This window comes from Undibacterium sp. 5I2 (assembly GCF_035019605.1).
GTDB lineage: Bacteria > Pseudomonadota > Gammaproteobacteria > Burkholderiales > Burkholderiaceae_D > Undibacterium.
This window is the reverse complement of the sequence record NZ_JASJVS010000018.1, coordinates 59,074-72,262: the sequence shown is the minus strand read 5'-3', so window position 1 is coordinate 72,262 and position 13,189 is coordinate 59,074. Positions and strand designations below refer to the sequence as shown.

The 13,189-nt window shown below is 55.1% G+C and carries 9 protein-coding genes; 2 read left to right on the top strand and 7 right to left on the bottom strand.

The window, feature by feature from the left end; translation table 11 throughout:
- Window positions 1-116: 116 nt before the first annotated feature.
- The gene (locus QN359_RS08755; protein WP_322250944.1) at window positions 117-2,321 is read right to left on the bottom strand and encodes a PGDYG domain-containing protein; all 2,205 of its coding nucleotides are present in this window, start codon (window positions 2,319-2,321) and stop codon (window positions 117-119) included.
- Window positions 2,322-2,368: 47 nt separating this feature from the next.
- Window positions 2,369-3,859 carry a toll/interleukin-1 receptor domain-containing protein gene (locus tag QN359_RS08750; protein ID WP_322250943.1) on the bottom strand — a complete coding sequence of 497 codons (1,491 nt, stop codon included), beginning with the start codon at window positions 3,857-3,859 and terminating at the stop codon, window positions 2,369-2,371.
- 155 nt (window positions 3,860-4,014) lie between these two features.
- Between QN359_RS08750 and QN359_RS08745 the strand changes: the two genes are divergently transcribed.
- Window positions 4,015-5,436 carry a DHA2 family efflux MFS transporter permease subunit gene (locus tag QN359_RS08745; protein ID WP_322250942.1) on the top strand — a complete coding sequence of 474 codons (1,422 nt, stop codon included), beginning with the start codon at window positions 4,015-4,017 and terminating at the stop codon, window positions 5,434-5,436.
- Here QN359_RS08745 and QN359_RS08740 read toward each other — a convergent pair.
- From QN359_RS08740 to QN359_RS08730, 3 genes are all read right to left on the bottom strand, one after another.
- Complete coding sequence (locus tag QN359_RS08740; RefSeq protein ID WP_322250941.1) at window positions 5,430-5,876, bottom strand: Rrf2 family transcriptional regulator; 447 nt, start codon at window positions 5,874-5,876, stop codon at window positions 5,430-5,432. The two genes, QN359_RS08745 and QN359_RS08740, sit on opposite strands and share 7 nt — an antisense overlap.
- A 39-nt stretch (window positions 5,877-5,915) precedes the next feature.
- Entirely contained in the window at window positions 5,916-7,136 is a 1,221-nt protein-coding gene (gene hmpA, locus QN359_RS08735; protein ID WP_322250940.1) for an NO-inducible flavohemoprotein, read from the bottom strand.
- Window positions 7,137-7,245: 109 nt separating this feature from the next.
- Complete coding sequence (locus QN359_RS08730; protein WP_322250939.1) at window positions 7,246-7,623, bottom strand: TraR/DksA C4-type zinc finger protein; 378 nt, start codon at window positions 7,621-7,623, stop codon at window positions 7,246-7,248.
- Between the two features lie 218 nt (window positions 7,624-7,841).
- On the opposite strand from QN359_RS08730, the gene QN359_RS08725 reads away from it, so the two are divergent.
- Window positions 7,842-9,560: an alkaline phosphatase family protein gene (locus QN359_RS08725; protein WP_322250938.1), complete on the top strand. Its 1,719-nt coding sequence runs from the start codon at window positions 7,842-7,844 to the stop codon at window positions 9,558-9,560.
- Window positions 9,561-9,625: 65 nt separating this feature from the next.
- On the opposite strand, the gene QN359_RS08720 is transcribed toward QN359_RS08725, so the two are convergent.
- Window positions 9,626-11,308 carry a methyl-accepting chemotaxis protein gene (locus QN359_RS08720; RefSeq protein WP_322250937.1) on the bottom strand — a complete coding sequence of 561 codons (1,683 nt, stop codon included), beginning with the start codon at window positions 11,306-11,308 and terminating at the stop codon, window positions 9,626-9,628.
- 292 nt (window positions 11,309-11,600) lie between these two features.
- A complete protein-coding gene (locus QN359_RS08715) occupies window positions 11,601-13,157 on the bottom strand; it encodes an oligopeptide:H+ symporter (protein ID WP_322250936.1) in 1,557 nt (518 codons plus the stop codon).
- Window positions 13,158-13,189: the final 32 nt, after the last annotated feature.

Sequence of the window (13,189 nt, the reverse complement as noted above, 5' to 3'; positions counted from 1 at the left end):
CCTGCCAAAAGCGCGCAGGAATGACGTGGCCACCAGTTAGGGTAATGATACCGACTCAATACCCTTTTGCGACAGCCCCTGAAGGCCAGGGTTTCAAACCCTAGTCAGATTTTTAATCAACCGCCGGTGGCGGCTTCGATCGGCCGCTCGCGATGCAAATTGTGCCAGTTGGCTTGGTCGCTGACAAAAACATTGCCGATGCCGATCAGGGCATGCCGAATTTGCGCGTCGGGCACGGTATCGCTCGGTGCGTGTGCCAGCCGCTCGCTGATGAAGCTCTTGGCATGCTGCAGTTCGGCCAGAATGATTTTGCCGCGCCGAATTTCGCTTTCGAGGCCAAAATTTTCCAGTACTTTTTTATGCGCGGCCCAGCCGGCTAATGCGCCTATGCTGGCCAACACCAAAAAATGATGCGCGTAGCCCTCCCACGCTTGATGCCACAGTGTTTCGGCGAGGGTGTTGCAAGCCAATCCAGCCACGCCGAGCATGAACAGACTCAGGCACACTCTGGCGCGCGCCGTGAGAAAATTCACGGCTAACTCGCGGCGCTTGAGCAAAGTTTTTTCATGGTAGTCGATTTGCTCTTCGATAAACTCAGTCAGCGCGGCACGGACGCTGGTTTGGCCCCAGCGCGTGCTGTCCACAACACTGATGTGATGCAGAGCACGCAGCGCGTTTCGGACCCAATTGGCGGCGGCCGCGTCGATATTGGGTACGGCATCGGCGACGCTGGCGGCTAGTCCTAGCCTGTTCCAGCAGTGTTGTACCCGCAAGCACTCGGCCAGCAAGCGGTAATCCTGATGTTGCTGCTCGAATTGCGCCCGTTTGGCATTACTGTAACGCAACAAAGCCCATGCCAGTGCGCTCAGATAGACGCTCATGAACAATGCGCTGGCCCAGTGCTGCCACCAAGTGGTATCACAGCCGATGAAAGCAAACACGTCGCTGCTCTCACAACTGGCAGAAATTTCCGTATAGGCGGCAAACGACAAGGTCGCCAGCAAGCCCAGCCCGACTAAGGATGTGGCGCGGCGCAGCGCCTCCGCCGGCATGCTGCGCCATTGTCGGTGTCGCAGGCCATGCAGCCAGCCGCCTTGCTGCGCCAGCCGTTTGGTAGTGCTGAAGAGCAGACTTTGCCAGGCATCCTGATGCCGTCCGGCCAACTGGTCCGCCAGTAACTGTATCCGTTCGAGTGCGTCCGGCAGCAAGGCGGTCGCCTGGCCGGCAGCGTTTTGTTGGGCCCGCGCTTGAGTATTGAAGATATTCAATTCCAACAATTGCTCGGCCAGCACTTGGGTAAGCTGCGCCGACTCGTCCTGGCCTTGCGCCTCAGAGTGCAACAACAAGCCGCGCCCGATTTGCTTGAAATCAGGCAACATCTTGCCGAACAATTGCCAACGACTGAAGCGCCGTTGATGCGAACGCTGGCCGCTGGCTGGTGAGGCTGCCAGCCAGCGTAACAATTCATGCACTTGTGTCAGTTCCAACACGGGGGCCGGCAGTGGCAAAGCGTACAAATGATGATCTTGCAATAGCAAGACGGAAGTTGCTCCGGCTGCGGCCCAGCATGGTAGCGCCGCGCCGAACTTGGCGATGGCGCGACTCATAGCACTTGGGACAAGCGGCGCGATGAGCAAGGAACAATGTTTAAGCAAATACACGGCTGCACGCGCAAACGGATCGATATCGATGCTCACGAAGACAGACGGCAGCGGCGTGGCCGGCATGGCAGAAAATGTCAGATTGGCATCGAAACGGCGCTGCTCGAGGCTGCCATCGTCAGCCGGACTGAGCAAGAAAATTTCGCTGGCCGGCAGCAGTGCGTGTAGCTGCGCCAGCACTGCGCAGCAACTGGCATCGGCCGGTCCAGCCAAGCCAATCAACAGCGGCGCGCCATCGGCCACCGGCTCATAGGTTTTGGCAAAAATATCGGGCGCGACGATCGCTTGCCCATGCGATGGATATTGCACCAGCCAATCGCCCGACTGCGCACTGAGGCGGCCACGGCCGTGCTCTAACTCCACCTGCAGCGGGGCATCGAGTCGCCGAGCCAGCACCCGCAGGGGTCTGGCCAGATAGTCGCCGGCGGCCGCTGCGCCGCCGGGCTCACGGGCCACATAACGCAAGGCAAATTCGGCCGCCGCCACCGGCCAACGCTCGCCATTTTGGCCAGTGATGATGGCGTCACCGGGCTGACACCGTACTTCCCCTTCCAAGGTGCTGATGCTGCCGGCAGCGGTAGCAAAACTGACCTGATACGACAAGGGACGTTTGCGATACGGCGTGGCGTGCTGCAGCGGATCGCGTAAATCGATATGCATGAATGACCTTGAATGAATGGCTGACAAACGGATGAACGGCGGCGTGCTCAGATCTGCCGCTGTAAGGGCGGCTGGTGTTGATTAATCCAAAATACCAAATTGCTCAGTAGAGGTAAGCTGGCGCAACCATTGGCGCGAACTTCGATTTGTTTGAGTACTTTGCTGAAATTTTCGCGGTAATACGCTGCTTCTTCTTCGCTCAGGCGTGCTTGGGCATAGCGCAGTGGCAGCGCAAATATCTCGCCTTCGCGGCCGCGGTCTTTCGCACAGCAGGCGAGGATTTCACGCGCCGACAAATCGATATCGACGGCATAAAATAATTCCGGCTTACCACCGCGCAAGAGCTCACGACTCAAACCCATGAAGCAACGCCGACTGACTTGGCTCTTGCGTATGCCTAATTCTTCGGTCATTTCGCGATACACATTGACCTCATCGAGCGTTCCGGCAGCGCTGTGATGACGAAAACTGCGTTCGATATCATCGGCCGTCATGGCCCCGGAAAAACCGGGACACAGTTGCAAAGGATTGGTCAGCACTGTGGCACTGCGCTTTTGAAAAATCATTTCGCCATCATTGGAAAACACCAAGCCATTGATGCCGGTATGGTTGGCCAACTTGCTGCTACTCAGCGCTTCAAGCCGGCCGTCGGGGTGCACCTCATCACGCAGCGTGCCATCGATGGCATCATCGAAATCCATCGCCATATTGGTTTTGACGTATTCAAAATACGAGGTCGGCTGAAAATGCAGCCGCAGCCGCGTGCCCCCTTCGACCGCGAGCAGGCGCGCGGTATCGGTATCGTAGAAGGATTTGCCACGATGAATAGCATCGGCCTTGTATTCTTCAAAGGCGGCTTTCGAGCCTAGCTTGGCTTTGAAAAAATTGTCATCAAGCACCACTTCGATATCCTGTTCAACGCTGCCATCGGCGGCATTAAGCACGGCAACCGTCGGTACCCGATAAGCTTGGCCGGCCGCATTCACGACTTGTAAAATATGCTCTTGATCAGCATAACGCTGCAACATATCGAGCGCGGGATTGAGAAAGCGCCGCAAACCTTGCGCCGGCTGCGTGCTGTGGCCAGCGCTGGCTTGTTCGGCAAGAGCGGCAATTTGTTTGACCAAGGCAGAAAATTCGGCTTCTTTCGGACTCGCCAAGCCTATCGCATTAAAGCTAGGCAGCAAGCAAATCGGTTCCGGTAAACTCATGGCCGCCGGCATGGCAGCACCATCGATGAGTAAGGGAACGATGGTTTTGCCGAGTTGCAAGGCGGTGTGAATTTCCCATACCACTTGGTCTTCCTGATCCAGCCGCTCAGCAATCTCTGCCAGCCAGCGCGCGCCGATCACCACCACCACGATGGCGGCACGTTCGAGCTCTGCTTGCAGATGGGCTTTCCAGTCGCTCGCCGCAGCGATATTTTCAATATCGAGAAACGCTTGCTCGGGGCCCAAAGTCTGTTCCAACGCGGCATGCAAGCGTGCCGTGAACTGTGCGCTGTCGCTGCGCCGATAAGAAATAAAGATGGTACTCACACAGGCCTCCTGAGATAGAAGCGGTATTGTGCCACGAGGCAAAAAAATTCTAAAATATTATTTAAAGGCCATCGCCGGTAGCGCCACGTTACGCTAAGCGATCGCGCTACAGTCGGTGTATCATGCTCGCTATCCTCACCTTTACTCATCTATCCATGTCTGCTGCTCCGGCTGTCGCCTCCGAATTGGCGGTTAAAAGGTATCTACCCTGGGTGGTTGCCATCGCACTGTTCATGGAGCAGCTCGATTCAACCATTATCAATACCGCCGTGCCGGCGATGGCCGAGAGTTTGCAAGTCACGCCCTTGAGTCTTAAGGCCGTCATCACCAGTTACATACTCAGTTTGGCTGTTGGCATCCCAGTGAGCGGCTGGATCGCCGATCGTTATGGCACGCGCCGGGTGTTCAGCTTGGCGGTGGCGATCTTCACGGCTTCGTCGGTGTTGTGTGGCTTGTCGCTCAATCTGCCCATGCTGGTGGCAGCGCGGGTTTTGCAAGGGCTGGGGGCGGCGATGATGATGCCGGTCGGGCGCTTGACCATCGTGCGCACCTTTCCCAAGGCGGAATTATTAACGGCGATGAATTTCGTGATTATTCCGGCCCTGATCGGCCCCTTGCTGGGGCCGGCTATCGGCGGTGTGATTGTGCATTGGCTGTCGTGGCGGGTGATTTTTTTCATCAACGTGCCGGTCGGCTTGATCGCGCAATACCTGATCCATCGCCATATGCCCGATTATTACGGCGAGCAGCGCCGTCCGCTCGATTGGCAGGGCTTGTTACTGTTTGGCAGCGGTGCCGCCTTATTGTCGTGGCTGTTGGAAATTTTTGATGAACATACGATTTCGCTGCCGCTGACGGCCGCGCTGCTGGCGCTGGCGCTGGCTTTGCTGGCAGCGTATGCTTGGCATTCGAAGCGCGTGCCGGCACCGCTGCTGAAACTGCAGTTATTTGCCGTGCGTACCTATCGCGTGTCGGTGGTTGGTGGTTTTCTCACCCGTCTGGGCTTGGGCGGCATGCCGTTTTTGCTGCCCTTGCTGTATCAATTGGGACTGGGTTTGCCGGCTTGGCAATCGGGCTTATTGATGATGCCTTCGGTGCTGGCAGCGATGTTCATGAAGTTGATCGCCACCCGCGTGCTGCGTCGTTTCGGTTACCGTCAGGTATTAATCGTCAACACCCTGATGATAGGCGTGACCATCTGCTGTTTCGCCCTCATTGCTGCCGGCACCCCTTGGTATCTGATTGTCGTGCTCAGTTTGGCGCAAGGTTTGTTCAACTCACTGCAATTTACCAGTATGAACTCGATGGCCTATGCCGACATCGCACCAGCCGATGCCAGTATGGCCAGTACGATTTCGAGTACGCTGCAACAGATGTCGATGAGTTTCGGTTTGGCCTGCGGCTCGCTGGTAACGGCATGGTACTTAAGCGATTTACCACAATCTGACCAACAGGCGGTCACCGCTGCGCTGCACCAAGCCTTCCTCACACTGGGCGTGCTGACCTTGTTTTCTTCGCTCAGCTTTTGGAGTTTGCACCGTGATGATGGCGAAAGCGTCAGCAAGGGCAGTCAATAAGCTTGGAAACGCAATTGATGCAAATGCATGATGGCTTCACGCGTCGGCGTCGCGACGGCATCGGCCAGGGTGTGGCGATCAAGCGCGGCATAAAATGCCTGTTGTGCTTGATCGAGCATACTCTTGAGCCGACACTGGCCGCGCAGATGGCAAGCCGGTGCGGCACAATCGATGAGCTCAGTATGCCCCTCCAGTTTGGCGATGATTTGCCCGAGCCGATACTGATCAGTCGCCGCCGCCAAGGCCAAGCCCCCCCCCTTGCCGCGGGTAGTGATGATCCACTGCTGTTGCGCCATAAAATGCACCACCTTCACCAAGTGGTTGCGTGACACTTGGAACACACCGGCGATCTCGCTGATCGTCACCGGCTGCTGCGGCTCCGGTTGGCTGAGATAGATCAGTACGCGCATGCCTAAATCGGTGAAATGCGTCAATTGCATGAATTTTCCTTGTTAACAGTGCACCGATTTCGGTCGATGTCAGCCGGATACGCCGCCGGCACCGAAGGCTTCCTGGTGTATTTTCGCTGGCAACACACCGAGTGCGCGCAGTTGCTGTGCTTGTGCCTGCATGAAAGCGCGTGGACCGCACAGATAATAATCAGCATGCGCTGGCAAGTATGTTGCATCGAGCGTCGCCAAGTCCAAGCGGCCGGCATGCTGGTAATCGCTGTCTTGCTGGTCGATGGCGCGCGGGTTCTCATAATAAATCATCGTGCGCAGAATTGCATGCGCCTTAGGTAATTCGAGCAAGCGCTGTTTAAAGGCATGCACACCGCCATGTCGACAAGCATGTAAAAAGCTCAGTGGTCGCGTCGACTGTTGCCGCACCAAGTGTTCCAGCATTGCCATCATCGGCGTGATGCCAACGCCGGCGCTGATCAATACCACCGGTGTGGTGTCGGTATCATTGAGAAAATACTCGCCCATCGGTGGCGCGAGGTCGACCAAGCTATGTTCCAACACGCTGTCATGCAGCAGATTCGAGATCACCCCAGCCGGATGCACGACACTGCCGGCCTCGCGTTTGACGGAAATGCGCAGGCAGTCTTGGCCCGGGGCATCCGACAAGCTGTACTGCCGCGCTTGCAACATGCCCAGCGCTGGCACCATCAAGCGCAGCGAAATGTATTGTCCGGGGCGAAATGTCGGCACGGTGCCGCCATCGGCTGGCACCAAGTAAAACGAGGTGATTTCTTCACTCTCGCTGAACTTGCGCGCCACGCGAAAACTGCGCCAGTTACTCCAACCACCGCTTTTCGCGGTGGCCGACAGGTAGAGTTGCTGTTCTTCGGCAATCAAGATATCCGCTAATTGACCATATGCGGCCGCCCAAGCGGCAATCAATTCATCGCTGGCGGCCGCCCCCAACACTTCGCGTATCGAGGCAAGCAAATGCCGGCCAACGATTGGATAGTGCTCGGCACGGATCCCGAGACTGACATGTTTGTTAGCCACCAGCGCCAGCACCGGTTGCAACACCGCCGGGTTGTCGATGTGTTCGGCATACGCCAGCACGGCACCGGCCAAAGCTTGCTGTTGCCGACCCGATTGCTGGCTGCTTTGATTAAACAAGGCTTTCAACTCCGGGTTATGCGAAAACATGCGCGTATAAAAATGGCGTGTCAGTGTTTCGCCATGCTGTTTCAAGACAGGGACGGTGGATTTTACCAAGCTACGGGTAGCGTTATCGAGGGTCATGATTGTAAGTATATTATAAATACATGTTATAGAATAAAAAAACAGCAGCCAGCTCACAGGGAGCATGCTGCTATTTTAATTCCTTTAACATGCATTTGCAATACATCTATTACATACTTGGATGTCGATGCAAACCTAAACGATGCGCTTCCTGTTCAATTGCCGCATTACACGCTATGCAATACTCGGTGGTCGGCACCGCCATTAAGCGTTCAAACGGTATCGACGCTGCGCATGTTTTGCAGATGTCGATGATGTCTTCACTCAAGCGCGCCTGCGCCGCTTGCAATGCTTGCCATTCCGCATGTTGACGCAAATATTGAGACATAGCATCATGATTAAGTTCCTCCGCCACCACCCCGTCACCCGCCTGACTATCGACGTGCAATAAGCCGGGGTCATGAAGCCGTAATTGAGTTTGGATATCCTGCTTCATTCGCTCCAAGATCTGTTTCAAATTTTGTTGTTGTGCGCTGTTGAGTCCCATTTTGTTCTCCTGTAAAGATGGTCTTCCTACGATTAAAGCTTACTCTGGCGGCACTGCATTTGTTTGATGCAAAACAAGTGCCGCAACAACGTGACGATAAGGCCGCAACAGCTCACTCGGGACACAATGTACTGTTGCAATTTTTGCCTCATGGCATTATTTTAATTTTTTCAACAACGGCACGCAGCCGTCCCCTCTCCCTCAAAAATAAGGAAAACATGCGCCTCCATCACCCACTAATCGGCTACCCCGGTCTGCGAAACCTGCTGTCGTTGACCATCCTGCTCGGCATGGCCGGCAACAGCTTGGCCGCCGTCACAGCGCCATCGATACCGCCACAGACAGCGGCACAAGCAGCCGCGCCTAAGCTGGTAGTGGTGCTGGTCGTCGACGGTTTGCCACAAGAACAAATTCTGCGTTACCGCGATCAATTCGGTGCCGGTGGTTTTCGCCGTCTGTTGGCCGAGTCGGCCTGGTTCAGCAATGCCCATCAAGCCCATGGCGTGACCGTCACAGCGGTCGGGCATGCGGCGGTATTGAGCGGGGCCTATCCTTACCAGCATGGCGTCATTGCCAACGACTGGATCGATAAAACCACGCTGGCATCGGTCTACTGCACCGAAGATGCGCGCTACACTTACCTCGGCAACGAAACGGCAGCACATGCCGGCACGGCACCGACGAATTTACATGCCAGTACCGTCGGCGACGAATTGCGCTATGCCAGCGGTAATCGTGCCAAAGTCATCACGGTCTCGGGCAAGGACAGGGGCGCGATCTTATTGGCCGGGAAAAGCGGCACGGCCTATATGTATATGGGAAAAAGCGGCGAATTCGCCAGCAGCACTTACTATATGCAGCAACACCCAACTTGGGTGCAGCAATACTTGGCCGGCAAGCCGCAGGATGCGTATTACGGCAAAACTTGGCAAATGTTGCTGCCGCCAGCCGCATATGCCAACGATGCCGCCGATGAGATCGTCGATGCACCGAGCCGCGCTGCGCCACTGGCCTATGACAGCCGTTCCGGCCACCCCGATGCCGAGTATTACGGCAAGCTGGGTACCGGCCCGTATCTTGATGAGCTGACGCTGAAATTCGCCCGCGCCGCCATCGAAGGAGAAAACCTCGGGCGCAACCCGGCCGGTGTGCCTGATGTGCTGGGGGTCAGTTTGTCGAGTCATGATTACGTCAATCATGCGTATGGCCCGGAAAGCCGCCTCTCGCACGATCATTTGCAACGACTCGACCGCATGTTGGCCGATTTTTTCAATTATCTCGACAGCCGCGTCGGCTTGGCCAATACCTTGGTGGTATTGACTGCCGATCATGGTTTCCCAAATGTGCCGGAATATGCACAAGCCTTGCAGCGCGATACAGGTCGCATCGATAGCAAAGCGATGCAAACTGCCTTGGAGAAACATTTGAGCGGCCGTTTTGGCGTCGATGGTCTGGTCAGAAAATGGTCGGCACCGGTGTTCTTACTCGATCAAAATCTGATTGAGCAAAAACATTTGCCGGCAGCAGAAGTCGAAACAGCTGCCACCCACTTCCTCGAAAGCTATCCGGGCTTGGCTTACGCTTACAGCCGCCATCAGCTGGAAAACGGTCAATTGCCGGCCAACCGTATCGCCAAGCTGATGCAACGCGCTTGGAACAGCCAAATCTCGGGCGACATCATGGTGGTCGCCAAGCCGAATTGGATTTTCGGCAGCGGCCGCCATGGCACGACGCACGGTTCGCCATACAGCTATGACACGAATGTGCCGCTGATGCTGATGGGCGCGAACTGGATTAAGCCCGGTTACTATGGCGACTATGCCGAGGTAGTCGATATCGCGCCGACGCTGTCGCACCTGCTGCAATTGCGCCCGCCGTCGGCCTCGGAAGGACGGGTACTGAGCGAAGTGTTGTCAACGAGCTTGCGGCGGCCCTGAGTACGATGCAGCAGAAAAAAAACCGCCGATGCCGGCGGTTTTTTTCAGCAGCCAGAACAACAAGCTTAAAATTCTTCCCAATCATCTTTGCCCGCACTGGCCGCAGCCAAGGCTGGTCGCTGCGTTTTGGCTTTGGCCGGTGCCACTGCCGGCTTCGCGCGTTGTGCCAGCGGCCGGGATGCCGCCGCAGGCTTGGACTCAGCACGCAAACCGACCTGCTGCTGCAGGGTAAACACCGATACCACTTGGCTCAGCTTATTGGCTTGATCTTGCAAGGATGATGCCGCTGCCGCCGCTTGCTCGACCAGCGCAGCATTTTGCTGCGTGGTTTCATCCATATGGATCACGGCTTGATTGATCTGGTCTATGCCCGAACTCTGCTCTTGGCTGGCGCTGCTGATTTCGCTGACGACATCGCTGACTTTATGTATGCTGTCGACGATATTGTGCATGGCGCTGCCGGCACGTCCTACCAATTGGCTGCCGAAATCAACTTTTTCTACAGAATCATCGATGAGCGCTTTGATTTCTTTGGCCGCCGAGGCCGAGCGCTGCGCCAAGTTACGTACTTCCGCCGCTACCACGGCAAAGCCGCGCCCTTGTTCACCGGCGCGGGCCGCTTCGACCGCCGCATTCAAAGCCAGAATATTGGTTTGAAACGCGATGCCATCGATGACGCTGATGATGTCGACAATTTTTCTGGCCGAGCCATTGATGGCACCCATGGTATCAACCACTTGCGAGACCAAGCTGCCGCCTTCGACTGCCAACGTCGAGGCATTGGTGGCAAGCGTATTGGCTTGGCGCGCATTGTCGGAGTTTTGTCTGACCGTGCTGGTTAATTCCTCCAGCGAGGAAGCGGTTTCTTCGAGCGCGCCGGCTTGCTGCTCGGTACGCGAGGATAAATCCAAGTTACCACTGGCAATTTCCGACGAGGCCGTGGCGATGGCATCAGTGCTCTGGCGAATTTCCGTGCAAATGACTTCCAGACTGCTGGCCATTTTTTTCAAACCGCCCATGAGGTGGGCAATTTCATCATCGCCGCGGTCATCGATGTGGCAGGTCAAGTCGCCGGCCGCCACTTGGTTGGTGATGGTGATGGCGGTTTCCAAAGAGTTGACGACTTTGCGCGTCAGCAGCAAACCCATGATGGTTACACCGCCGATGGCGAACAGGGCCAGCAAACCGGCCAGCCAAAGGGCATGCTTAAGCATACTGGCGGCATTGGCAGCGGCGGCGGCACCGCGTTCGACATTGTAGTTTTTGTGTGCTTGAATCGCAGCAACCATTTTATCTATGGTGGCTCGGGCTGCGAGAAAAACGGTGCGCGCTTCTTCATCCTTATTTTCATCGGCCAAGGCCTGCACCTTCATGCGCTCGACATCATACGCGGCGATCGCAGCCCGCTCTTCACTGAGCAGGACACGGTCTTTGTCGTCAGACAGGTATTGTTTTTCATACTTATCCAAGGCAGCACGCGAAGCAGCACTTGCATTATTAATAATAGTGAGAACCGTCCTTTTTTTTACCGGATCCGGTTCTGCCAGGTACTTCCAGGAATTGATACGTACATTGGCCAAGGCGTCGGTCGATTCATCGATCGCCAGCAGACTGGGCACGGTGTTGGCGCTGGAATAATCGGCGGCCTCATAAACTTGCTTGATTTGGTATGCCAGTGCGCCGGCCAGCAGCAACATGGCGAGAGCGGCGTAGCTCATCAATAAATACAGGCGTTTGGCGATGCTCATGGTCAACTCCAGTCTGGGCTATGTTCGTGGTTGCAGAAAAAAAAGTTTTTTCTGGACAACTTTGCTGATCAGCCACAAGATACCCGATTCTGCATAACTCGCAAGTCTATTTGATGTTCTTTTACACATTTAAATGTAGACCAATCGAAACTATTGCATCTTAAATAAATTCCTTTGTCTTTAATTTTCCACAATTGCACGTTTAGCATTTTAGTAAACGAAAAACGGCACAGCGATTCAAGGCTGTGCCGTACTTTGATCGGCTGCTACTGCATCAATCAGCCAAGCTGCATCATGCTTGCCGGTAGTTATTAAGCATTTTGTAATTACGCGCATACAGCGCGAATAAGGCAGCGGCCAGCAAGGCAAAGCCGGCAAAGAAAAACATTTGAAACGCCGTCACACTGATACCGCTGCTTTGAATTTTTTCCGTGACACTGGCGCTTTTCACGCTGGCATTGGCCAGCAAGACCCACAGATTACCGATGGTGACCGATAAATTCCAAAAGCTCATGATCACGCCCTTCATCGCCAATGGTGCTTGGCTATAGGCAAATTCGAGCCCGGTCGCCGAAACCAAGACTTCACCGAAGGTCAATAAGGCATACGGCAAAATTTGCCAAGTGATATCGAGCGAATTGCCGCCATCGATAGCCAATTGCATGGCACCCACCACGATCCAAGCCACACCAGAAAACGCGATACCCAAGCCCATGCGGCGCAAAGCAGTCATTTCCACGCCCATGCGTTTGAGAAACGGGTAGAGCAAGATATTATTGAACGGTATCAATAACATCACTAACATAGGATTCAGCGCCTGCATCTGTGACGATTGGAACCACGCCGGTTTGCTCATCAAATCGGCTTGCAAGACCCAAGTCGAGGCTTTTTGATCGAACAAAGACCAAAATGGTGTGACCAAAGCAAACACCACCAAAATGCGCAAGACCGCGCGCACGCCATCGACGGCGGCATCAGGATGCCTGCCGCGTGCCGCCTCAAGACGCCACCAGGCACCGCTGCCGACCAAGCCGAGCAGCATCACCAAGGCTAAACACAGCGCCGCGACGATGCCGATTTGTGGCATCAGGAACAGCGCCGCCACCGCCAGCGCTACGCCGCTATAGGCCAGATAAATGCCGCCGCTGCCATGCGTGCTGGAACTGACGCTCAGTGCCGTGCGTATCACATTGAGAAACGAATGTGGGTCTTTCGCCACCGGGGCGACATGTACGTATTTTTTACGGCCGGACCAGAAAATCATGGTGGCGATGAACATCAAGATACCGGGAATGCCGAAGGCGATGCCAGCACCCAATTGCTTGAGGAAGATGGGCATGAGCAAAGAAGCGAAGAAGGAGCCGAAATTGATGATCCAGTAAAACCCATCAAATACTTTTTGCGCCAGGCTGCGATTGCTTTGATCGAATTGATCGCCAACAAAAGCGGTGACCAAAGGTTTGATACCGCCGGAACCGAGGGCAATTAAAAACAAGCCGGTATAAAAACCATGCAAATTATTTTCAAAAATCGCCAGACAAGCATGGCCGGCGCAATATACCAGGCTGAGCCAAAACACGGTATTGTATTTACCGAAGTAACGATCAGCTAACCAACCGCCAAGCAGAGGAAAAAAATACACGCCGATGACGAAGGTGTGAAACACTTCCTTAGCCATGCCAGCGCGCAACTCTTCCGGCATAGACAACAACAAACTGCTGATCAAGAACAGCGTCAAAATATTCCGCATGCCATAAAAACTGAAGCGTTCGCAACCCTCGTTGGCAATAATATAGGGAATTTGTGGCGGCATTTTTCCGCTCTGCGCTGCTGCGCTCGATGCTGTCATAAGGGGTCTCCGTGATGATACTTGTCTGGTTG

Coding starts and splice junctions, on each gene's coding strand:
- QN359_RS08755 (WP_322250944.1), bottom strand. CDS start 2,321: ATGCATATCGATTTACGCGATCCGCTGCAGCACGCCACGCCGTATCGC.
- QN359_RS08745 (WP_322250942.1), top strand. CDS start 4,015: ATGTCTGCTGCTCCGGCTGTCGCCTCCGAATTGGCGGTTAAAAGGTAT.
- QN359_RS08740 (WP_322250941.1), bottom strand. CDS start 5,876: ATGCAATTGACGCATTTCACCGATTTAGGCATGCGCGTACTGATCTAT.
- hmpA (WP_322250940.1), bottom strand. CDS start 7,136: ATGACCCTCGATAACGCTACCCGTAGCTTGGTAAAATCCACCGTCCCT.
- QN359_RS08730 (WP_322250939.1), bottom strand. CDS start 7,623: ATGGGACTCAACAGCGCACAACAACAAAATTTGAAACAGATCTTGGAG.
- QN359_RS08725 (WP_322250938.1), top strand. CDS start 7,842: ATGCGCCTCCATCACCCACTAATCGGCTACCCCGGTCTGCGAAACCTG.
- QN359_RS08720 (WP_322250937.1), bottom strand. CDS start 11,308: ATGAGCATCGCCAAACGCCTGTATTTATTGATGAGCTACGCCGCTCTC.
- QN359_RS08715 (WP_322250936.1), bottom strand. CDS start 13,157: ATGACAGCATCGAGCGCAGCAGCGCAGAGCGGAAAAATGCCGCCACAA.